18 protein-coding genes are annotated in these 21,936 nt (G+C 64.4%); 16 read left to right on the plus strand and 2 right to left on the minus strand.

The genetic code is table 11. The features are described from left to right. The first annotated feature begins 32 nt into the window (after positions 1-32). The 15 genes from hutI to I6F38_RS44245 all read left to right on the plus strand — a co-directional run bounded on the left by hutI (position 33) and on the right by I6F38_RS44245 (position 18,341). Positions 33-1,247 carry an imidazolonepropionase gene (gene hutI, locus I6F38_RS20650; protein WP_225161595.1) on the plus strand — a complete coding sequence of 405 codons (1,215 nt, stop codon included), beginning with the start codon at positions 33-35 and terminating at the stop codon, positions 1,245-1,247. After that, complete coding sequence (gene hutH / locus I6F38_RS20655; protein ID WP_225161596.1) at positions 1,244-2,803, plus strand: histidine ammonia-lyase; 1,560 nt, start codon at positions 1,244-1,246, stop codon at positions 2,801-2,803. Before hutI ends, hutH begins: the two co-directional genes overlap by 4 nt. Before the next feature lie 27 nt (positions 2,804-2,830). After that, positions 2,831-4,498 carry a urocanate hydratase gene (hutU, locus tag I6F38_RS20660; protein ID WP_225161597.1) on the plus strand — a complete coding sequence of 556 codons (1,668 nt, stop codon included), beginning with the start codon at positions 2,831-2,833 and terminating at the stop codon, positions 4,496-4,498. Between the two features lie 363 nt (positions 4,499-4,861). Continuing rightward, a complete protein-coding gene (locus tag I6F38_RS20665; protein ID WP_225161598.1) occupies positions 4,862-6,016 on the plus strand; it encodes a transporter substrate-binding domain-containing protein in 1,155 nt (384 codons plus the stop codon). Next, a complete protein-coding gene (locus I6F38_RS20670; RefSeq protein WP_225161599.1) occupies positions 6,013-6,654 on the plus strand; it encodes an ANTAR domain-containing protein in 642 nt (213 codons plus the stop codon). Before I6F38_RS20665 ends, I6F38_RS20670 begins: the two co-directional genes overlap by 4 nt. Positions 6,655-6,781: 127 nt before the next feature. After that, positions 6,782-8,032 (plus strand): transporter substrate-binding domain-containing protein, encoded by a 1,251-nt coding sequence (locus I6F38_RS20675; protein ID WP_057015919.1) that lies wholly within the window; start codon positions 6,782-6,784, stop codon positions 8,030-8,032. 129 nt (positions 8,033-8,161) lie between these two features. Further along, complete coding sequence (urtB, locus tag I6F38_RS20680) at positions 8,162-9,031, plus strand: urea ABC transporter permease subunit UrtB (protein ID WP_092080021.1); 870 nt, start codon at positions 8,162-8,164, stop codon at positions 9,029-9,031. Between the two features lie 16 nt (positions 9,032-9,047). Further along, the gene (urtC, locus tag I6F38_RS20685) at positions 9,048-10,187 is read left to right on the plus strand and encodes an urea ABC transporter permease subunit UrtC (protein WP_225161600.1); all 1,140 of its coding nucleotides are present in this window, start codon (positions 9,048-9,050) and stop codon (positions 10,185-10,187) included. Next, positions 10,184-10,936 (plus strand): urea ABC transporter ATP-binding protein UrtD, encoded by a 753-nt coding sequence (gene urtD / locus I6F38_RS20690; RefSeq protein ID WP_057015922.1) that lies wholly within the window; start codon positions 10,184-10,186, stop codon positions 10,934-10,936. Before urtC ends, urtD begins: the two co-directional genes overlap by 4 nt. Continuing rightward, a complete protein-coding gene (gene urtE / locus I6F38_RS20695; RefSeq protein ID WP_057015923.1) occupies positions 10,929-11,621 on the plus strand; it encodes an urea ABC transporter ATP-binding subunit UrtE in 693 nt (230 codons plus the stop codon). The genes urtD and urtE overlap by 8 nt, the downstream gene beginning before the upstream one ends. 33 nt (positions 11,622-11,654) lie before the next feature. Next, positions 11,655-12,692, plus strand: coding sequence for an aliphatic amidase (locus tag I6F38_RS20700; protein ID WP_028331418.1), 1,038 nt, complete (start codon positions 11,655-11,657; stop codon positions 12,690-12,692). A gap of 95 nt (positions 12,693-12,787) precedes the next feature. Then, positions 12,788-14,122 (plus strand): cytosine permease, encoded by a 1,335-nt coding sequence (locus I6F38_RS20705; protein ID WP_225161601.1) that lies wholly within the window; start codon positions 12,788-12,790, stop codon positions 14,120-14,122. Between the two features lie 34 nt (positions 14,123-14,156). Then, entirely contained in the window at positions 14,157-15,176 is a 1,020-nt protein-coding gene (locus I6F38_RS20710) for an alpha/beta fold hydrolase (protein ID WP_225161602.1), read from the plus strand. A gap of 34 nt (positions 15,177-15,210) precedes the next feature. Beyond that, positions 15,211-16,038, plus strand: a complete 828-nt coding sequence (locus I6F38_RS20715; RefSeq protein ID WP_051002629.1) for a CbbQ/NirQ/NorQ/GpvN family protein — start codon at positions 15,211-15,213, stop codon at positions 16,036-16,038. 14 nt (positions 16,039-16,052) lie between these two features. Further along, complete coding sequence (locus I6F38_RS44245) at positions 16,053-18,341, plus strand: VWA domain-containing protein (protein ID WP_225161603.1); 2,289 nt, start codon at positions 16,053-16,055, stop codon at positions 18,339-18,341. A 10-nt stretch (positions 18,342-18,351) separates the two neighbouring features. Here the strand turns inward: I6F38_RS44245 and I6F38_RS20725 are convergent, their stop codons facing one another. Both I6F38_RS20725 and I6F38_RS20730 read right to left on the minus strand, forming a co-directional pair. Continuing rightward, entirely contained in the window at positions 18,352-18,939 is a 588-nt protein-coding gene (locus tag I6F38_RS20725) for an ANTAR domain-containing protein (RefSeq protein WP_225161604.1), read from the minus strand. Next, positions 18,936-20,099 (minus strand): transporter substrate-binding domain-containing protein, encoded by a 1,164-nt coding sequence (locus tag I6F38_RS20730; RefSeq protein ID WP_157346087.1) that lies wholly within the window; start codon positions 20,097-20,099, stop codon positions 18,936-18,938. The genes I6F38_RS20725 and I6F38_RS20730 overlap by 4 nt, the downstream gene beginning before the upstream one ends. Before the next feature lie 423 nt (positions 20,100-20,522). Between I6F38_RS20730 and I6F38_RS20735 the strand changes: the two genes are divergently transcribed. After that, a complete protein-coding gene (locus I6F38_RS20735; protein ID WP_225161605.1) occupies positions 20,523-21,923 on the plus strand; it encodes an amidase in 1,401 nt (466 codons plus the stop codon). Positions 21,924-21,936: the final 13 nt, after the last annotated feature.

Consider the following 21,936-nt stretch of genomic DNA (forward strand, 5'->3'; position numbering starts at 1 on the left):
AGTCAAGCATCCCACCTTGAGGGGACGATCGCATGGCAGAGCGCTTCGACCGTATCTGGCACAACGCCCGGCTCGCCACGATGCGCAGCGACCACACTGATCTCGGTGAGATCGAGCGAGGCCTGATCGCGGCGCGCGACGGCCGCATCGTCTATGCCGGCGTGCAGTCGGATTTTCCTGTGGATGCCGACGCCGTTGAACGGACCGATTGCGCCGGCCGCTGGATCACGCCCGGGCTGGTCGATTGCCACACCCATCTCGTCTTCGGCGGCAACCGCGCGCACGAGTTCGAGCTGCGCCTGAAGGGCGCGAGCTATGAGGAGATCGCGCGCGCCGGCGGCGGCATCGTCTCGACCGTTGCGGCGACGCGCAAGGCGACCGAGGCGGAGCTCGTCGCCGGCGCGCTGCCGCGGCTCGACGCGCTGATCGGCGAGGGCGCAACCACCGTCGAGATCAAGTCCGGCTATGGCCTCAATGCCGAGACCGAGATGCGGCAGCTTGCGGCGGCACGCAGCCTCGCCCGCCTGCGGCAGGTTGCAATCCGCACGTCGTTCCTCGGAGCGCATGCGCTGCCGCTGGAGGCCAATGGCGACAAGGACGGTTACATCGATCTGGTCTGCAACGAGATGCTGCCGGCCGTGGCCAAGGCCAGCCTTGCCGATGCCGTCGACGGCTTCATGGAGGGGATCGCGTTTTCCGGAGAGCAGACGGCGCGGGTGTTCAAGGCGGCGCGCGCGTTGGGACTGCCCGTCAAGCTGCATGCGGATCAGCTGTCCAATCTCGGCGGCGCGGCGCTGGCCGCAAAATTTTCGGCACTCTCAGCCGATCATCTGGAGCACACCGATGAAGCCGGTGCCGCCGCGATGGCGAAGGCGGGGACAACAGCGGTCCTGCTGCCCGGCGCGTTCTATTTCATTCGTGAGACGCACAAGCCGCCGGTCGACCTGTTTCGTAGCCACGGTGTGAACATGGCGCTGGCGACCGATTGCAATCCGGGCAGTTCGCCGCTCACCTCGCTCCTGCTGGCGATGAACATGGGTGCGACGCTGTTCCGGATGACGGTCGCCGAATGCCTCACGGGGGTGACGCGGGAAGGCGCGCGTGCGCTGGGCATGCTCGCCGAGACCGGTACGTTAGAGGCCGGCAAGTGGTGCGATCTGGCGATCTGGGACATCGAGCGTCCGGCCGAACTGGTCTACCGCATCGGCTTTAACCCGCTGCACAGCCGGGTGTGGAGAGGGCAATGAGCGATACCGACGCTCCAATTGTCGTGACGCCCAGCACAGTCGGCCTCGACGTCCTGGCGCGCGTGCTCGCCGGTGCGTCCATCGTGCTCGATCCTTCGTGCTGGCCGCGCGTCGAGGCGGCCGCGGAGATCGTGGCGAAGGCGGCGCGCATCGACATTCCCGTCTACGGCATCAATACCGGTTTCGGGAAGCTGGCATCGACGCGCATCGCGCCTGATCAAACTGCGCTGCTTCAGCGCAACCTGATCCTGTCGCATTGCTGCGGAGTCGGTCCGAACACGCCCGAGCCGATCGTGCGCCTGATGATGGCGCTGAAGGTGATCTCGCTCGGTCGCGGCGCATCCGGCGTGCGCCGCGAGGTGATCGAGCAGTTGCAGGGCATGCTGGCGCGCGGCGTTTGTCCGCTGGTGCCGCAGCAGGGCTCGGTCGGTGCCTCCGGCGATCTGGCGCCGCTCGCTCACATGACCGCGGTCATGATCGGGGAGGGACAGGCAATCCTTGATGGCAAAGCGGTGCCGGGCCGCGAAGCGCTTGCGGTTGCCGGCCTGGCGCCGTTGACGCTCGGCCCGAAGGAGGGGCTCGCGCTGATCAACGGCACGCAGTTTTCCTCCGCCTACGCCATCTCCGGCCTGCTGCGTGCGCATCGCCTGGCGTGCGCCGCGCTGGTGACCGGTGCGCTGTCGGTCGATGCGGCGATGGCGTCGACGGTGCCGTTTCGTCCCGAGATTCAATCTTTGCGTGGCCATGACGGGCAGATCGCCGCGGCCGCCGCCCTGACCGCGCTGCTTGACGGCAGCGATATCAGGCAATCGCATCTCGAGGGCGACGAGCGCGTGCAGGATCCCTATTGTCTGCGCTGCCAGCCGCAGGTTGCGGGCGCCGTGCTCGACCTGCTCGCGCAGGCCGCGCGCGGGCTGACCATCGAGGCCAATGCCGTGACGGATAACCCGCTGGTCCTGGTGGAGACCGGCGAGATCGTGTCAGGCGGCAATTTCCACGCCGAGCCGGTGGCGTTCGCCGCCGACCAGATTGCGCTCGCGCTCTCGGAGATCGGCGCGACCAGCGAGCGGCGGATTGCGACCCTTGTCGACCCCGCCTTGAACTTCGGCCTGCCGCCGTTCCTGACGCCCGAGCCCGGCATCAACTCCGGATTCATGATCGCCGAGGTGACGGCGGCGGCGCTTTATGCGGAGAACAAGCAGCGTGCGATGCCGTGCTCGATCGATTCGACGCCGACCAGCGCCAATCAGGAAGATCATGTCTCGATGGCCGCGCATGCTGCGCGTCGGCTGTCCGATATGGCCGACAATCTCGCCGCCATACTCGGCATCGAGCTGCTGGTCGCCGCGCAGGGCATCACGCTGCGCGCGCCGCATTCAACGAGCGCGCCGCTCGCTGCGGTCATTGCCGCGCTCCGAGAGCAGATTCCGGCGCTCGCCGCCGACCGCTACATGGCCGACGATCTCGCCAGGGCGGCTGCTCTGATCGAAGCCGACGCGCTGCCCGCCGCTGCGATCGCGGTGCTTCCGACCGATCCATTTCCAAGACTGACTTAGAAGACTTGCTTAGCAGGAACATCCGTCATGAACCGCCGACTGGATAACGAACGCATCATCCGTGCTCCCCGCGGCACCGACATCAGCGCCAAGAGCTGGCTGACCGAAGCACCGCTGCGCATGCTGATGAACAATCTGGACCCTGATGTCGCCGAGCGCCCGAGCGAACTCGTGGTCTATGGCGGCATCGGCCGTGCGGCGCGCGACTGGGAGAGCTTCGACCGCATTGCCGCCTCGTTGCGCAAGCTCGAAGGCGACCAGACGTTGCTGGTGCAGTCCGGCAAGCCGGTCGGCATTTTCCGGACCCATGCCGACGCGCCGCGCGTGCTGATCGCGAATTCCAACCTGGTGCCGCATTGGGCAACGCTCGATCATTTCAACGAGCTCGACCGGCAGGGCCTGATGATGTTCGGCCAGATGACGGCAGGCTCCTGGATCTATATCGGCAGCCAGGGCATCGTGCAGGGGACCTACGAGACGTTCGTCGAGGTCGGCCGCCGGCACTATGGCGGCAGTCTCGCCGGCAAATGGATCCTGACGGCGGGCCTCGGCGGCATGGGCGGTGCCCAGCCGCTGGCCGCGACGATGGCCGGCGCCTCGATGCTCGCGGTCGAATGCCAGCCGAGCCGCATCGAGATGCGGCTGCGGACGGGCTACCTCGACCGCCAGGCGGCGACGCTCGATGACGCGCTGGCGATCATTGCTGAAGCGGTCAAGAGCCAGAAGCCGGTGTCGGTCGGCCTGCTCGGCAATGCGGCCGAGATCTTTCCCGAGCTGGTGCGCCGCGGCGTGCGGCCTGACATCGTCACCGACCAGACCAGCGCGCATGATCCCATCAACGGCTATTTGCCGAAGGGATGGACGCTCGCAGATTGGGAAGCCAAATGCGCGGCCGATCCGAAGGCCGTTGAGACGGCAGCCAAGACCTCGATGGTCGATCACGTCCAGGCCATGCTGGATTTTCACGCGCAGGGAATCCCGACGCTCGATTACGGCAACAACATCCGCCAGATGGCCAAGGACATGGGCCTGAAGCAGGCGTTCGATTTCCCGGGATTCGTTCCGGCCTATATCCGTCCGCTGTTCTGCCGCGGCGTCGGACCGTTCCGCTGGGCGGCGCTGTCGGGCGATCCCGAGGACATCTTCAAGACCGATGCCAAGGTCAAGGAGCTGATGCCCAACGACAGCCACCTGCACAACTGGCTCGACATGGCCAAGGCGCGCATCAAGTTTCAGGGACTGCCGGCGCGAATTTGCTGGGTCGGGCTCGGCGACCGCCATCGGCTTGGCCTTGCCTTCAACGAGATGGTGGCGCGCGGCGAGCTCAAGGCGCCGATCGTGATCGGCCGCGATCATCTCGACAGCGGGTCGGTGGCGAGCCCGAACCGCGAGACCGAGGCGATGCGCGACGGCTCCGACGCAGTGTCCGACTGGCCGCTGCTCAATGCACTGCTCAACTGCGCGAGCGGCGCCACCTGGGTGTCGCTGCATCACGGCGGCGGCGTCGGCATCGGCTATTCGCAGCACGCCGGCATGGTGATCGTCGCTGACGGCACGCCGGAGGCGGCGCGCCGGCTCGAGCGTGTGCTATGGAACGACCCGGCGACAGGCGTGATGCGCCACGCCGACGCCGGCTATGACACGGCGGTCGAATGCGCGCGCGCCAACCGGCTCGATCTGCCTAGCCTGCGCTGATGGGACCTCCTCGATCGGGAGTTGCGGCATCTCCCGACCGGGGCGCAGCTTAACGAGCAATCTCGTTGCAGCTCTCAACCTTCCGGTTGATGTACGCGAGGTGACCCGCCGGACATGCCTTGATAAGGGAAATCGGCGGTGCAGCTACCGGAGATAGGTGGTCCGTGGAGCGCTGCGCCTGTGACCCGTCGCGGGTGACACATTAGTCTGCCTGCTTTCGCGTCAGCTTCGCTGACAGGATGAGCGGCCAGGGTCCTTGTCTCGCGGCAGATGGCATGCAATCTTCCGCAGCCGGCAATGCTGTTCGAGAGCAACAAGAACAATAATCCCTCTCGTCCCTCCAATTCTGTCGAGGGCCTGATCATGTCGAACCTTACCCAAACGACATCCGCTCCGTGGCGGATAGGAGTGCTGTTCTCGCGAACCGGCTTCATGTCGGTCATCGAGGAGACCCAGTATCAGGGCACGCAACTCGCGATCGAAGAGGTGAATGAAGCGGGCGGCGTATGCGGCCGCGAGCTGGTTCCCGTCGCCTATGACCCCGGATCGGACTCGGCCGCCTATGGTCATTACGCCAAGCGGCTGATGATCGAGGATCAGGTCAGCACGATCTTCGGCTGCTACACCTCGACGAGCCGCAAGGCGGTGCTGCCGGTAGTCGAACGGCTGAACGGCCTGCTCTGGTATCCGACGCTTTACGAAGGGTTCGAGGCGTCGCCCAACGTCATCTACACCGGCGCCTCGCCGAACCAGAACAGCCTCGCGCTGTGCCGCTATTTGATGGATACGTTCGGAACGCGGTTCTATTTCGTGGGGTCCGACTACATCTATCCGCGCGAGTCCAACCGGGTGATGCGGGAGCTGCTCAAGAGCAATGGCGGCTCGGTCGTTGGCGAGCGCTATGTCAATGTCTATGCGCGCTGGCAGGATTTTGTGCCGATCATCCAGGATATCAAGCGTGTCAGGCCCGACGTGATCTTCTCGACCGTCGTTGGCGAGGGCACGGTGTTCCTTTATCAGGCCTATGCGAATGTCGGGCTCGATCCAAAGCAGGTGCCGATCGCCAGCCTGACCACGACGGAAGCGGAAATCGCCGCCATGGGCTTCGACGTCGGCGAGGGACACGTCACGGCCGCATCGTATTTCCAGGGTGTCGAGGGCAGCGCCAACAATGCGTTTGTGCAGCGCTTCAAGAAGCGGTTCGGCGCCGATATCTCGACCAACATGTGCGCCGAGGCATCCTATTTCCAGCTGCATCTGTTCGCGAAGGCGCTCGAGCAGGTCAATTCACTCGACACCGAAGTTCTCCGCTCGATGGTGTTCGGCACCAGCTTTGATGCACCGCAAGGTGCCGTCACCGTCAACCCGATGTCGGGTCATACCGACCTCTGGACCCGCATCGGGCGCGCCAACCGCCAGGGGCAGTTCGATGTCGTCAGCCAGTCGAAGGAGCCGGTGCATGCGGATCCGTTCCTGATCGGATATGGTCGTGCAACGCAAACAGGAAGCGTCCAATGAACGAAATGTCGCGTAAGCCGTCGCTGAGCCGAGACGTCGGCGGACGCAAGACCATGGTTCAGGAACTTGCCGATCTGTCGGCAGTGGTGGTCGCGCCGGTCGACGATCAGGTCGGCATGTTGCTGCGCGAGTTGCAGCGGTTCCGGATGCGGGTGCGGCAGGTCTGGCCGATGCCCGAGAGCGTGCCGGCCGATGCGGACGTGGTGTACTGCGAATATTCCCCTGACCTCGCGCGGCGCCTGCCATGGATTCCCGGCGATGCACGCTCGGTGCTGGTTGTGATCCTGCCGGCGACGGAAACCGTTCACGCCGATGCGCTGTGTCATGCGACGCCGAACGCCGTGCTGCCGCGGCCGTTCACGCAGAATGCCGTGTTGTCGAGCCTTGTGCTGGCGCGCAGTCAATTTGGTTATGAACGGCGGCTTCGCAGCAAGATCGAGAAGCTCGATGACAATCTGCGCTCGATGCGCACGGTGGAGCGCGCCAAGGCGATCCTGATGGCGACGCGGCAGATGCCGGAAACCGAAGCCTATGGCTTCATCAGACGTCAGGCGATGGATCGTCGCGTGTCGGCAAGTGCAGTCGCCGCGGCGATTGTTGACTCGTTCGAACTGCTTGGCTACGATCATCAACAGTAAGCCCCAATAGCGGGGCCGGCGGCGACAGCGCCGCCTTCGACACAACCGGCAACAAAGCCCTCCCAATGCTCGCGTAAGCGCGCATCGGGAGGGCTTTTTGTTTTTTCAGTCCTGAAGGGAGCTAGGGATGAGCATTTCACGGCGGACTTTGCTGAGGAATACCGCGGCGCTGGGCGCGTTTGCCGGCGCCGGACTGCCGCACATCTGGATCAAGAACGCCGACCTCGCTTACGCCGCCGGCGGCGAGATCAAGGTCGGCGTGCTGTTCTCGCTGACGGGAACGACCGCGATCATCGAGGAATCGCTCAACAAGGCGACGTTGCTCGCCATCGAGGAGATCAACGCCGCAGGCGGCATCAAGGGCAGCAAGATCGTGCCGATCGTCGAGGATCCCGCGTCCGATCCGGCGACGTTCTCGGAGAAGGCCCGCAAGCTCGTCGTCGGCGACAAATGCGTCAGTGTGTTCGGCTCCTACACCTCGGCAAGCCGCAAGGCGGTGCTCCCGGTGTTCGAGCGGCAGAACAATCTCTATTGGTATCCGACGCTCTATGAAGGCCGCGAGTGCTCGAAGAACGTCATCTACACCGGCGCGGTGCCGAACCAGCAGCAGGACGAGTTCGTGCCATGGCTGGTCAAGAAGTTCGGCAAGAAGTTCTACCTGATCGGCTCCAACTACATCTATCCGAAGGAAGAGAACAACTACTGCAAGAAGCTGCTTGAGAAACTCGGCGGTGAGGTCGTGGCGGAAGAATATGTGCCGCTCGGCCATTCTGAATTCTCTTCCGTCATCAACAAGATCCGCTCGACTCAGCCGAACGTGATCTTTTCCACCGTGGTCGGCGATTCCGTGGTCGCGCTGCATCGTCAGTACAAGGCGGCCGGCCTCGATCCCGAGAAGATGCCGATGGCGAGTCTCACGACCTCCGAGAACGAAGTCGCTGCGATGGGCGGCGAGGCGGCCGCCGGTCACTTCACCTCGGCGCCTTACTTCATGGTGCACAAGTCGCCGGAGAACGAGAAGTTCGTCGAGGCCTACAAGAAGCGTTGGGGCGCCGACAAGGTGACGCATTTCGTGTCGGAGGCCTGCTACTTCCAGACCTACTTGTTCAAGCAGGCGGTCGAGAAGCTCGCGACCAGCGACCTTACGCCGCCGAACATCCGCGACGCGGTCAAGGGCCAGGAAGTGATTGCACCGCAGGGCAAGGTCCGGATCGAGCCGGAGAACCTGCACACCTGGCTGTGGCCCAAGATCGCGCAGGCGAAGTCGAACGGACAGTTCGAGATTCTGGTCGAGGCCAAGGAGTGGCTGAAGCCGGTGCCTTACGCGGCCTATCCCGGACAGTCATGCACCGAGAAGGGCCTGGTCGAGAAGAGCTGACGACGGGGGCTGACGAAGGCCGTCGGCGTGCGGCGCCGGCGGCCAGCGTCCCGAAACGAATGCGGCCTCTCGCATGAACGGGTGCGAGGGGCAGGGCGCACAACGCGAACATCGAAAGCGGATCCCGACGTGGACCAATTCATCGAACAAATCGTCACCGGCCTCAGCATCGGATCGATCCTGCTGCTGGTCGCGCTGGGCCTGTCGATCATCTACGGCTCGATGGGCATCATCAATCTCGCGCATGGCGAGTTCGTGATGCTGGGCGCTTACGCGGCCTGGGTGTTCCATACCTATCTCGGGCTCGGCCTGCTGGCGAGCCTGGTGCCGATCTTCCTCGTGGTCGCCGCGTTCGGCTGGGTCATCGAGCGTTATGTGCTAAGCCTGCTCAACAACCGGCCGCTGGACACGATCCTTGCGACCTGGGGCGTCGGCATCATGCTGCAGCAGGCGGTGCGGCTGATGGTCGGCAGCGAACTGCGCTACGTGCAGCTGCCGCCAGCGCTGTCCGACAGCATGGACGTGTTCGGCATCCCGGTATCGTCCTATCGGGTGTTCCTGTTCGTGGTGTCGATCGCACTGTTCGTGGCGACCTGGTTGCTGATGAACCGCACCACGGTCGGAATGAAGTTGCGCGCGATCATCCAGGACCGTTCCGTCGCTGCCTCGTTCGGCATCAACGCCAAACGGGTCTATGCGCTGACTTTCGCCTATGGCGCGGGACTGGCGGGACTGGCCGGCGCGCTGGTGTCGCCGCTGAAGAGCGTGTCGCCCGATATGGGCACCGGCTATGTGGTCGATGCCTTCATGGTGGTCGTGCTCGGCGGCGTGCAGAGCCTCGCCGGCACCGTGGCGAGCGCCTTCATCCTCGGCGAGCTCTCCGGCGGCATTGCCTTCCTGCAGAACGACACGGTGGCCAAGGCAATCGTGCTGCTCGCCATCGTCGTGCTCATCCGTTTCCGCCCCGAGGGGCTTTTCACCGCACGCGTGCGGGCCTGAGACAGATCGCTCATCTATGCCGTCGCATGTTCCTAACTCCAGCGGATTGCAGCGCCTGATCGCGCAGCTTGCACCGTTGCTCATTGTCTCTGCCGTGGTGTTCGCGCTGCCGGTGCTGCTCAACAACGACTTCCTGCTCAACAAGGTCGCGCGTTATCTGGTGCTGGGCATCCTCACGGTGTCGCTCGGGCTGTCCTGGGGATTCGGCGGCATCCTGAATCTCGGCCAAGCGATGAGCTTCGGGCTCGGCTCCTACGCCATGGCAATGGCGCTCAAGCTCAAGACCGTGCCGGTGCACACGGGGGCGAGCGGACTGCCGGACTTCATGGTCTGGAATAATGTCCAGCATTTGCCGTGGTTCTGGGAGCCGTTCCGCTCGCTGACCTTCGCGATCGCCGCGGGCCTGATCGTGCCGGCGCTGGTTGCGGCGGCGCTCGGCTGGTTCATGTTCCGGGGCCGCGTCACCGGCGTCTATGTCTCGATCATCACGCTCGCCACCATGGTGGTGATCAATCTCGTGATCATCGACCAGCAGAGCTACACCGGCGGCTTCAACGGCATCACCGATCTCGCCCAGCTCGAGATCTTCGGCGTCGCGTTCGATGCCTATGGCCGGGCTACCTATTATCTCGTGGCCAGCTGTGTCCTGCTCAGCCTGCTTGTCGCCTTTGCCTTCACGAGAACCAAGGCCGGACTGATCGTGCAGGCGATCCGCGACCATGAGAGCAGGGTGCGCTACTTCGGCTACGACGTCGCGCTCTACCAGATCTTCGTGTTCGCGCTGTCGGCGGCGATCGCGGGCCTTGCCGGCATGCTCTACACGGTGGTGATGGAGTTTGCCTCGCCGACCTTCCTCGGCGTGCAGCTCTCTCTTTCGGTCGTGGTGTGGTGCGCGGTCGGCGGCCGGCAGAGCCTGGTCGGTGCGTTCCTTGGCGCGGTGCTGGTGGCAGGCATGCAGGGCGCGCTGTCGGAGTCAGCGGCGTTCCTGGAAACCTGGACGCTGGTGATGGGCGCGCTGTTCGTGCTCGTGGTGCTGTTCCTGCCGAAGGGGCTCGCCGGCCTCGCGCAGGTCGTGCTGCGCTGGATCGCACAGCGGCGGCACGCCGCCGCGGGCGGCGTTGCGCAAGGCGTCGGCCAGACGGAGGGCAGCACATGAGCTCCCATCTCGATCTCCGCGACGTCTCGGTCAGCTTCAACGGCTTCAAGGCGCTCAACTCACTCAACATGAGCGTGCGCAAGGGCGAGCTGCGCTGCCTCATCGGGCCGAACGGCGCCGGCAAGACCACCGCGTTGGACATCATCTGCGGCAAGGTCAAGCCGAGCGCCGGCACGGTGAGCTTCGATGGCACCGCGCTGCAGGACCTTGAGGAATACGAAATCGCCCGCGCCGGCGTCGGCCGCAAATTCCAGGTGCCGAGCGTGTTCCGCGAGCTGTCGGTCTCCGAGAATCTTGAAGTGGCGCGGGCGCGTCGCACATCCGTGCTTGGCAATTTGCGCTGGAATATTGGCAATTCCGGGCGTGAGCATGTCGAGCGTCTGGCCGAGCTGGTCGGGCTCACCGAGCAGCTCGACCGGCCGGCCGCCTATCTGTCGCACGGTCAGACCCAGTGGCTGGAGATCGGCATGCTGGTCGCCCAGGACGCCGAGCTGATCCTGATGGACGAGCCCACCGCGGGCATGACGGCGCAGGAAACCCGCAAGACCGCCGAACTGTTCGCACGGCTGAAGGGCAAGCACACGCTGATCGTGGTCGAGCACGACATGGGCTTCGTCAAGGCGATCGGCGACATCATCTCCGTGATGCATATGGGCCAGATGCTGGCCGAGGGCACCGCGGCGGAAGTGGAAGCGCATCCGGAAGTGCGCCGCGCCTATCTCGGATCGGGAGGCATCAGCCATGCTTGAGCTGACCGACGTCGACGCCTTCTACGGCAACAGCCGCGCCCTGCAGGGCATCAACCTGATGGTTGGCAATGGCGAATTCCTCTCGGTGCTCGGCCGCAACGGCGTCGGCAAGACCACGCTGATGCGCAGCATCCTCGGCCTGATGGACCGGTGCACCGGACGGCTATCGCTCGACGGTGCCGACATCTCGCCGCTGCGGACCTATCAGCGCGCCAAGGCCGGTATTGCCTACGTGCCGCAGGGCCGCGGGATTTTGCCGAAGTTCACTGTGCGGGAAAACCTGACGCTCGGGACCTTTGCCGCGAGATCTGCCAACGGCATCGAGGAGTGGGTGCTCGAGCTGTTTCCGGTGCTCAAGGACTTTCTCAATCGCTATGGCGGCAATCTCTCCGGCGGCCAGCAGCAGCAGCTTGCGATCGCGCGTGCGCTGCTGGCCAAGCCCAAGGTCATCCTGCTGGACGAGCCGACCGAGGGCATCCAGCCGAACATCGTCGAGCAGATCGAGGACGTGATCGTCAGCCTCAATCGCGAGCGCGGCATCACGGTCGTGCTGGTCGAACAGAATGTCGCGTTCGCGCGGCGTGCGTCCCATCGCTTCGCGTTGCTCGAAAAGGGACGCGTCGTCGCCAAGGGCGCGATCGGTGAGCTCACCGATGATCTCATCCAGCTGCACATGGCCGTGTAGCGGGACTTATCGCTCAGGAAAGGGAGTCGAGACATGTTGCATGGAGACATATCGAGCAGCAAGGACACGGTCGGCGTTGCCGTGGTGAATTACAAGATGCCGCGCCTGCACACCAAGGCCGAGGTGCTGGATAACGCGCGCAACATCGCCAAGATGGTCGAGGGCATGAAGCTCGGGCTGCCGGGCATGGACCTCGTGATCTTCCCGGAATACTCGACCCACGGCATCATGTACGACTCCAAGGAGATGTACGAGACGGCGTCGTCCGTGCCGGGCGAGGAAACCCGCATTTTCGCGGACGCCTGCCGCAAGGCGAAGGTCTGGGGGGTGTTCTCGCTGACCGGCGAGCGCCACGAGGAGCACCCCAACAAGGCGCCCTACAACACCCTGATCCTGATGAACGACAAGGGCGAGATCGTCCAGAAGTATCGCAAGATCATGCCGTGGGTGCCGATCGAGGGTTGGTATCCCGGCGATTGCACCTACGTCTCGGACGGGCCCAAGGGACTGAAGATCAGCCTGATCATCTGCGACGACGGCAACTATCCGGAAATCTGGCGGGACTGCGCGATGCGCGGCGCCGAACTGATCGTCCGTTGCCAGGGCTACATGTATCCGGCCAAGGAGCAGCAGATCCAGATCTCGAAGTCGATGGCCTGGGCCAACAACTGCTACGTCGCGGTCGCCAACGCCTCTGGCTTCGACGGCGTCTATTCCTACTTCGGCCATTCCGCGCTCATCGGTTTCGACGGAAGGACGCTCGGCGAGTGCGGCACGGAGGAGAACGGCATCCAGTACGCGCAGCTCTCGGTGTCGCTGATCCGCGACGCCCGCCGCAACATGCAGTCGCAGAACCATCTCTTCAAGCTGATGCACCGCGGCTATACCGGCCTGATTAACTCCGGCGACGGCGATCGCGGCCACGCGGTCTGCCCCTACACCTTCTACAAGAACTGGATCACCGACCCCGAGGGGACACGGGAAATGGTCGAGGCCATGACCCGTCCGACCGTCGGAACCGACGAATGCCCGATCGAGGGCATTCCGAACCAGAAAGTCGCACATCGTTGAGTGACATCGATGATCGGCGCCGGCGCGATGTTTCGCGCCGGCGTGGTTCCATGCAACGGCGGACACTTCCTCGCGGAGGAAACAGGGGGGACATCATGAGCGGTCAATCGAATAGCGGGCTGGTTCAGCAGACCGAAGGGCAGATCGACGACCTTCTCGGCCATGAATTCGAGCACGAGCCGGTGCCGATGAGCGCCCGGCGCAGCGCCTTCTCGGTCACGATGGTGTGGCTGGGCTTTCCGATGATCATCACCGGCGCGATGACCGGATCGCTGCTGGTGCTGGGCATGGGGTTCAAGAATGCGCTGGTGGCGATGATCGTCGGCAATTTGATCATGTTCGCCTATGTGGGCGCACTCGGCCTGATCGGCACCCGGCGCGGCATGAACTTCGCGCTGATCGCGAGCATCGTGTTCGGAAAGAAGGGCTATGTGCTGGCATCGGGTCTGCTGTCGACCCTGCTGCTCGGCTGGTATGCGGTGCAGACCGGCATCACCGGCGCATTGATCTCCTCGACCTACGGCCTCAACTATGTGGCGATGACCATCGTTGCCGGCGTGCTCTATATCGGGATCACCTTCGTCGGCGTGAAGGGATTGCACTGGATCGGGCTGGCGTCCGTGCCGCTGTCTGTCGTGCTCGGCCTCTGGGTCGCGGCCGATGCCGCCTCGACCACCACGTCGGCGGCGATCTTCGGCTATGCCGGCAATAATGGCGTCGCCAGCATGTCGATGGGCGTCGGGCTTACCGTGGTGCTCGCGCTGTTCATCGACGCAGGCACGGTGACGGCGGACTTCAATCGCTGGGCGCCGAGCACGCGGTCCTCGCTGTTTGCCACGTTCAGCGCGTTTCCGTTCGCCAATCTGGTCGCGATGCTGGTCGGCGGCGTGATGACGGCGGCGCTCGCCGTGCCGAACGCAAATCCGTTCGGTGTCGACAACATGTTCGGCTACATGAACGGCAAGCAGCTGACCTGGCTCAGCATCCTCGCGTTCATCTTCCTCTATGCCAATTTAGGCTCGGTCTGCTCGCATTGCCTGTACAATGCGGCGACCGGCTGGTCGCGCATCCTCGGGACCAATATGCGGCTGATGGCGGTGGTGCTCGGCGCGCTTGGTATCCTGGTCGCTGCCGGCAATGTCTGGGCGTTCTTCATCCAGTGGCTGTCGCTGCTCGGCATCCTCGTGCCGCCGATCGGTGCGATCATTCTGGTCGATCAGTATCTGCTACGGGCCGAGGCGCGCGCGGACGTCGACTGGCGTGCGAAGCCGTTCATCGCCTGGGGCATCGGGTCGCTGTTTGCCTTTGCGGTTGAAAACCTGATGCCGGGACTGTCCACTGCGATCTCCGCCGCGGTGGTCGCAGGCATCGTGTACGGTGCGATCGCACGGGTGGAGTCTCCGACTGAAAAGGTGGCGCGTCCGGCGTAAGCGATCAGCTCGATCAAGCAAGAAGGGTACATCAATGAGCGTCGACTATCAGATCCATGATCTCGGCAATTTGACCTTGCAGCGCGGCGCGACCATTCGCGACTGCAAGCTCGCCTACAAGACCTATGGCCAGCTCAACGCAGCCAAGGACAACGTCATCGTCTATCCGACCTGGTACTCTGGCCAGCACTACGACAATGAATGGCTGATCGGACCGGGCAGGGCGCTCGACCCGGCAAAGTACTTCATCATCATCCCGAACATGCTCGGCAACGGGCTGTCGTCGTCGCCGAGCAACACGCCGGAACCGTATAATGGACCGCGTTTTCCGCAGGTGACGGCCTATGACAATGTGCGCGCCCAGCATCGGCTGGTGACCGAGAAATTCGGCATCAAGCATATCCGTCTGGTCGTCGGCTGGTCGATGGGCGCGCTGCAGACGTTCCATTGGGGCGCGCTCTATCCCGATATGATGGACCTCTTGGCGCCGTTCTGTGGCTCGGCCAAATGCTCGCGGCACAACTTCGTGTTCCTCGAGGGCGTGAAGGCGGCGCTCACCGCGGATGCTGCGTGGAAGGAAGGCTGGTATACCGACAAGCCGGCCCGCGGCCTGCGCGCTGCCGCGCGTGTCTATGCCGGCTGGGGCTTTTCGCAGGCCTTCTATCGCGAGCAGCTCGACATCAAGACGCTGGGCTATTCGTCGCTGGAGGATTTCCTGGTGGCGTTCTGGGAAGGCTTCTTCCTGCCGAAGGATCCCAACAATCTGCTGACCATGCTGTGGACCTGGCAGCACGGCGACATCAGCGACAACGAAATCTACAACGGCGACTTCAAGGCCGCGCTGCAGGCGATCAAGGCCAAGGCCTATGTCATGCCGGGGCAGACCGATCTCTATTTCCCGCCGGAGGACAGCGCGTTCGAGGTCGAGAACATGCCGAACGCCAAGCTCGTGCCGGTGCCGTCGATCTGGGGCCACTTCGCCGGCGGGCCGGGGACCAATCCGGTCGATGTCGACTTTATCGACGGCAAGCTCAAGGAGCTGCTCGCATCGTGATATCGACCGGTTGCGAACGGCTGCCTGCGCGATCATGGGAGGCGTGAGCTTGTCCAATCCCGCTTTGCTGCTTGACCAGTACCGCATCAGGGAAGAGCCGTACTACCGGCCGCTCAAGGATGAGGTCGAACTGTTCGGTGCAGCCTACGCCAACCGCATGCCGGTGATGCTGAAAGGCCCCACCGGCTGCGGCAAGACTCGCTTCATAGAATATATGGCGTGGCGGCTGGGCCGCCCGCTGATTACGGTCGCCTGCCACGAGGACATGACGGCGGCGGATCTGGTGGGGCGCTGGCTGCTCGACGCAGAGGGCACGGTGTGGAGCGACGGGCCGCTCACCACAGCGGTGCGTCTTGGCGCGATCTGTTACCTCGACGAGATCGTCGAGGCGCGTCAGGACACGACGGTCGTGATCCATCCCTTGACCGACGATCGTCGTGTGCTGCCGCTGGAAAAGCGTGGTGAATTGATCCACGCCCATTCCGACTTCCAGCTCGTGATCTCCTACAATCCGGGCTACCAGAGCGCGATCAAGGACCTCAAGGAATCTACCAAGCAGCGCTTCGCGGCGCTGGATTTCGGCTACCCTGATCGGCCGGCCGAAACCGAGGTGGTGTCGCGCGAAGCCGGTATCGAGCCGAACCTCGCCGATCTCCTGGTGAAGATCGCCCAGCACAGCCGCAACCTGAAAGGCCAGGGGCTCGACGAAGGTGCCTCGACCCGGATGCTGGTCAATGCCGGCCGACTGATCGGATGCGGCATCAGCCTCGAAAAGGCCTGCGAGACCACGATCGTCGTTCCCTTGACCGATGATGCGGACACCAGGAACACGTTGCGCGACGTGATCTCGGCCTGTGGGTAAGTGGAAGATTGCAGGTGGCGGTCGCGCAAATCAGTTCGCTCGATAGCTTCCGGTCCGGACGTCGGCTTGCGGCACTGTTGCGCGGCCATGACGATGTAGCTGCGGCCGTGCAGGCGGCGCGTGCCGCTCTGCAACGAACTGGTTGGTTCGATCACCTGGCGGTCTGGGACGAGGCTGTGCACGCCCTGTTCGAGGCCAATCTCGGTCAAGCCGTAGTGCAGGGCTTTCTGCGTCTATCGGAGCAATGGCCGGCGCAGCGATCGGCCGATGATCTGATCGCGATCGGCCGTGCGGTCAGGGACATCGGCTGCAGCGCCGGAAGCCGCGTCGCCCATGCGTTGCTGACCGAATTGTCCAAGGTGCTGCCGCGGCTTGCTGGTGCAGGAGAACTCACCGCGGTTCTTGCCGCGCTCGACGAACTCGCAGCCACCGGGCCGGAGTCGGCGGGGCTCGCGATCGGCCGACTGGGGCAGTTTCTGACGCATGCCGGCGGCGAGGAGTTTGCGGCGTGGGTCTCCGCTGGATTGCGCGCCAATGGCGGTCGCGCATCGCGCCGCCGCGCCTATTTCGCGCTCGACGATCAGCTTTCGGCGAAGCTGTTCGCAGCCGGTCGGAGCGGGGATGATTTCGCGCGGCTGGAGAAGCGCCTCGCTGCAACCACGATCGCGTTGTGGAACAGAAAGCCGCGTTTCCGCAAACTTGCCGTTGCACCGACGCCGGTGCCGCGGCGGACCTCGCTCGCCGCCGGCCTCGTCGGTCTTCCGCAGACCTTTCCCGGCTTCGAGGGCGAGGCGGCCGACGCAGTCTATCTCGCGGCGGTCGCGCATGCCGGCGCGCATCTGGTGCATTCCACCGTCCGCTTTCCGGTGAGGCGACTGAAGGCGCTGCAGATCGGGCTGGTCTCGCTGATCGAGGATGCCCGGGTCGAGGCGCTGGCGCTCCACCAGATGCCGGGGCTGCGCCGGCTGTGGCTGCCATTTCACAGCGCGACGCCAGCCGGCCAGGCAACCGCAGCCGGACTGATGATGCGGCTGGCGCGGGCGCTGATCGATCCCGATTATCAGGATCCGGATGCGTGGGTGACCAAGGGGCGGACGCTGTTTGCCGCTGCCGCCGGCCGCTGGACCGATCCCGCCATCAGCCGCGAGATCGGTGGTTTGCTCGGCAACGACATCGGGCAGATGCGGCTGCAGTTCAACGCCAAGAGCTACGTCGTCGAACCTGCCTATCGCGACGACAATCTGGCGCTGTGGGATTTCGGCGACCAGCCGGACAGTCCGGCCGAGACGATCGAACTTGCCGTCGATTCCGTTCGGATCGAGCGGCGCGACGATGCGGGTGGTCAGCCGGCCGACGACAACGCCAAGCCGGACGAGACGCTGCGCGCGAAGGCCAGCGCGGTAACGCTGCTGGACGGGTTTCCGGTCGCGACCTACCCGGAATGGGACTATGCGGCGCGTACCGAGCGGCCGGACTGGACCACGATTCTGGAAGCCGATGCAGCCGTTTCCGCGCAGCCCTTCGATTCCTCGACGGACGCCGACGCGATGCGCTGGATCACGGAGTTGACCCGCGACGCGTCGATCGGCCGCCGGATCAGACACAAGGGCCAGCGCGACGGCGACGCGCTCGACATCGACGCGGCGATCGCCCTGACGATCGAGCGGCGCACCGGCAATATCAGCGAGCCCAGGGTCTACCAGCGCGATGCGCCGGGACCGCGCGATCTCGCCATCCTGCTGCTCTTGGACCTGTCGCAATCGACCGCCGACCGTGACCGCCGCGGCCGGACGGTCCTCGACGTCGAACGCAAGGCGGCTGCGATCATGGCGGCGGCGGTCGAGGCCGCCAATGATGCGATCGCGGTGCATGGTTTCAGCTCCGACGGCCGCGAGCGCGTGCGCTATCTGCGCATCAAGGGCTTTGCGGAGCCGATGGATGCCGTGGTTCGTTCACGTCTCGCGGGTCTTGGCAGCAGCCATTCCACGCGCCTCGGCGCGGCATTGCGCCATGCCGGGGGCTACCTCGCGGAACGACGCGCGTTCCGGAAAGTGCTGCTGGTTCTGACCGACGGCGAGCCGTCCGACGTCGACGTGCCGGATGCGCAATATCTCGTCGAGGACGCCCGCCGGGCCGCGCAGCAGCTGCGGCGGCGCGGCACCGATATCTTTGCCTTTGGTATCGGTGAGCACAGGGTTCCCCAGCTCGATCGGATTTTCGGCGAGCGCTATGCGCTCCGCGTGCCGCGCATCGAGGTGCTGCCGCAACGGGTGATGCAGCTCTACGCGGAACTGAAGAAATAGACGACCGCTTCTAGCCCGTTGCCCGCGGCAGGGAGCCCTTTGCGGTGATCTCCGCCGAGAGTTCCTCGATCGTCTTGCGCTGCTCCATGGCGGCGCGGCGGATCAGCGCAAAGGCAGCCGGCTCGGCCAGCGCATGGGTGTGCATGACCTGAAGGACCGCGGCGAGCACGACGCGGCGGGATCGCAGCCGCTGCTCCAGCTTGAGCACCTGCTGCTTCAGCTCGCTGGTGCGCTCGCTTCGCTCGAAAGCCAGGACGAGCGCGGCATAGATGCCGGCCGAGCGCAGCGGCTTCACCAGGAATGACGCCGGATCGAGGTCGATTACCAGCTTCAGACGGCTCGGCGTCTCGGTGCCGAGCAGGGCGATGACCGGGCTTCGTCCAAGCGACGTCCGCTGTGCCGGCGAGGTGAGCGGCAGGAACTCGTCATCGATCAGCGTCACGTCGGGACGGCAGTCGATACTGGCACCGGGCTCCCATGTGACGATCTCGATCCCGAGACGCTCGAACTGGCGCCTGACGATCGAGGCATCGCGCTCATCCTTGATGGCGACGAGCGCCTTGCGCCCGCGCAGCGAAAATGCAGACGGTTTGCTCATTTCACAACCCGCAAATGCGGCGCATTCGGCAACGTTCCATCCCTTGCCGGGCTGGCGGCGATGTCGAGCTGCGTCAGATAAGGATCCGGTCTAACCGGCGCTTCAGCTTCCCAGAAGATGTCAAACTGTCCTTCGGCGTTCGAGACGGCCAGCCGCGGCGTCAGGACGCAGTGGTTGTTGCTGCCGTCGATCCAGACCGGACCTTGCGGCGAATTGTAGCGATGGCCGGCCGCGGCGCGCCGCACCTCGCCGATATCGGATGTGCCGGCACGCTGCAGCGCGCGGGCCAGCAGATAGACCGCGACATAGGCGGATTGCCCGTCGACGGACGGGCTGCTGTGCTCGCCGTAGCGCGCCTTCCAGCGCGCCACGAAGGCCCGGTTCTCGGGCAGGCGAATGCTCTCGAAATAGGCCGACGAGGTGATGCATCCGGCCGACGCGGGACCCGCGATCTTGAGCTCGGGCTCGCACAGGCTGCAGCTCAGCATCGGGATGTCGAGGCCGGCCGCGGCGGTCGCCGCATGAAAGGCGCGGATGAAGTCATAACTCGAACTGCCGACCAAGGTGTTGAAGACGACCGGCGGCCGCCGGCGCACGATCTCGTCCACAATGTGCGTGACCGCGCTCTCACCGAGTTCGAGCAGGCGTTCGGCGAGAATGCGTCCTTTGGCCGCCGTCACCAGCTCGCGGGTGACGCGATTGGTTTCCCAGGTCCAGACATAGTTTGAGCCGACACAGAAGATCTCGCGCGACAGATTATCGAGCACGTAACGCACCAGCGGCAACACGTTGTGATTGGGTGAGGCGCCGACATAGATGACGTTGTCGGAGCATTCGAACCCCTCGTAGCGCGCCGGATACCAGAGCAGGCGGTCGGTACGCTCGACGATCGGCAGCACCTGCTTGCGCGAGGCTGAGGTGTAGCAGCCGATAATGTGCTCAACGCCGACGTTGCGAATGAGGTCGTCGCAGACCGTGTGGTACTCCGAAATGATTCCGCGGGGATCGCGGACATGCGCAGATATCGCGAAGTCGAACTCGTCCTGATTGTTGATTTCGTCGACCGCCATCATGGCGCTCTTCAGGATCTCGCGTCCCATGGCCTGATAGGGGCCGTGCTGCGAGCAGATGATGCCAACTGGAATGGAGGGCTTGGTCATTGAGTACTTTCGGCGGCGCAACGCATCAAGGAAATCATCTTCGCAGAGGTCGGTGCAAGAGGTCATGCCGATTTGCTGCGCATGCACCTCGCGAAATTTGTGCAGCCAGCCTCGTTGACAACGCGCTGCACACCTCCTTAGAATTTTCTCCTACAGGGCTTCCTGTCGAACCTTGCGTGCGTCGATTTGGCCGATGACGTCCCGATCGCCGCGCAGAGTGCTCCGTTCGATTTCGGACCCATGCGATAGTTCATAGCCGCGGCATTTGGGCCATTCGTCACCTTCGTTTCGGAGGGGCGGGTGGCTTTTTGCTTTTGCCGCTAAACAAATTGGCGACACGTCCGTGCCGCCAAGCCGGAGGCGCATGCGCGGTGATGGGCAGTGCCTGCGCTTGCGTCATGTCAAGTGCGGGGATGAGAAACGATGCCGACGACGGATCTTCACTATCTCGGGCTCATTGAGATCGGGCAGCAAATCCAGGCCAAAAAGCTCTCGCCGGTCGAGGTGACCAAGGCGATGCTCGGGCGGATCGAGCAGCTCGACGGCAAGCTCAAGAGCTACGCCTATGTGATGGGCGAGGCGGCGCTGGCCGAAGCCGCGGCGGCCGAGAAGGACATCGCGTCCGGCAAGATCAAGGGACCGCTCCACGGCGTGCCGATCGCCGTCAAGGATTTGTGCTGGGCCAAGGGCGCGCCGGCCGCGCATGGCATGACCATTCACCGGGACTTCCGGCCGAGCGAGGATGCCACGGTCGTCGCGCGGTTGAAGGATGCCGGCGCTGTCATTCTCGGCAAGCTGCAGCAGACCGAGGGCGCCTATGCCGACTACCACCCGAAGATCGATCCGCCGAAGAATCCGTGGAATGCGGATTTGTGGTCGGGCGCATCGTCGAGCGGTTCCGGCGTCGCCACCGCCGCGGGGCTTTGCTTCGGCTCGCTTGGCACCGATACCGGCGGCTCGATCCGTTTTCCATCGGCCGCCAACGGCATCACCGGGCTGAAGCCGACCTGGGGACGCGTGAGCCGTTATGGCGCGTTCGAACTCGCAGCAACGCTCGATCACATCGGGCCGATGGCGCGCAGCGCGGCCGATTGTGGCGCGATCCTCACCGTGATTGCCGGCCAGGATCCCAAGGACACGACCTCCGTGCCGCTGCCCGTGCCGAACTATCTCGCCGGCCTGTCCGGCGATTTGCGCGGCGTGACGATCGGGGTCGATCGGCGCTGGACCAGCGAAGGAACCGACGAGGCTGCCGGCAAGGTGCTCAGCGAAGGGCTACGCGTTGCTGCCGATCTGGGCGCGAAGATCAAGGACATCACATTCCCCGATCCCAAGGCTGTGATCGAGGATTGGTTCCCGCTGTGCGGCATCGAAGTGGCCGTCGCGCATGAACAGACCTATCCGGCCCGCAAGGACGAATATGGTCCGGCGCTCGCCGGCCTGCTCGATCTCGGCCGGGCGCAATCCGGCATGAACTATCAGAAGATCGTGCTGCGGCGCGAAGCGTTCCGCGGCGCGGTGCGGCTGTTGTTCGAGACGGTCGATCTGATCGCCGTTCCGGCCCAGGCGCTCGCTGCGCCGACATTGGCCAAGATGGCGGCGCTGGGTGAGGACCCGTCGCTGATTACCGGACTGCTGCGCTTCACCTGTCCGTTCGACATGACCGGCAGCCCGACCGTGACGCTTCCCGGTGGCTTCGCGCCGAACGGCGGGCCGATCGCCTTCCAGTTCGTCGGCCGTCACTTCGACGAAGCAAGCCTCGTTCGCGCGGGCGATGCCTTCCAGCGCGTCACCGACTGGCACAAGCGCCATCCCGCGATCTGAATTGAGGAGCCGT

The sequence above is a fragment of the Bradyrhizobium sp. BRP56 genome (genome assembly GCF_020194035.1).
Taxonomy (GTDB): domain Bacteria; phylum Pseudomonadota; class Alphaproteobacteria; order Rhizobiales; family Xanthobacteraceae; genus Bradyrhizobium; species Bradyrhizobium australafricanum.

Coding starts and splice junctions, on each gene's coding strand:
- I6F38_RS20705 (WP_225161601.1), top strand. CDS start 12,788: ATGAGCGGTCAATCGAATAGCGGGCTGGTTCAGCAGACCGAAGGGCAG.
- urtD (WP_057015922.1), top strand. CDS start 10,184: ATGAGCTCCCATCTCGATCTCCGCGACGTCTCGGTCAGCTTCAACGGC.
- I6F38_RS20670 (WP_225161599.1), top strand. CDS start 6,013: ATGAACGAAATGTCGCGTAAGCCGTCGCTGAGCCGAGACGTCGGCGGA.
- I6F38_RS20725 (WP_225161604.1), bottom strand. CDS start 18,939: ATGAGCAAACCGTCTGCATTTTCGCTGCGCGGGCGCAAGGCGCTCGTC.
- I6F38_RS20675 (WP_057015919.1), top strand. CDS start 6,782: ATGAGCATTTCACGGCGGACTTTGCTGAGGAATACCGCGGCGCTGGGC.
- hutI (WP_225161595.1), top strand. CDS start 33: ATGGCAGAGCGCTTCGACCGTATCTGGCACAACGCCCGGCTCGCCACG.
- I6F38_RS20735 (WP_225161605.1), top strand. CDS start 20,523: ATGCCGACGACGGATCTTCACTATCTCGGGCTCATTGAGATCGGGCAG.
- I6F38_RS20710 (WP_225161602.1), top strand. CDS start 14,157: ATGAGCGTCGACTATCAGATCCATGATCTCGGCAATTTGACCTTGCAG.
- I6F38_RS20665 (WP_225161598.1), top strand. CDS start 4,862: ATGTCGAACCTTACCCAAACGACATCCGCTCCGTGGCGGATAGGAGTG.
- I6F38_RS20700 (WP_028331418.1), top strand. CDS start 11,655: ATGTTGCATGGAGACATATCGAGCAGCAAGGACACGGTCGGCGTTGCC.
- hutU (WP_225161597.1), top strand. CDS start 2,831: ATGAACCGCCGACTGGATAACGAACGCATCATCCGTGCTCCCCGCGGC.
- hutH (WP_225161596.1), top strand. CDS start 1,244: ATGAGCGATACCGACGCTCCAATTGTCGTGACGCCCAGCACAGTCGGC.
- I6F38_RS20715 (WP_051002629.1), top strand. CDS start 15,211: ATGGGAGGCGTGAGCTTGTCCAATCCCGCTTTGCTGCTTGACCAGTAC.
- I6F38_RS20730 (WP_157346087.1), bottom strand. CDS start 20,099: ATGACCAAGCCCTCCATTCCAGTTGGCATCATCTGCTCGCAGCACGGC.
- urtC (WP_225161600.1), top strand. CDS start 9,048: ATGCCGTCGCATGTTCCTAACTCCAGCGGATTGCAGCGCCTGATCGCG.
- urtE (WP_057015923.1), top strand. CDS start 10,929: ATGCTTGAGCTGACCGACGTCGACGCCTTCTACGGCAACAGCCGCGCC.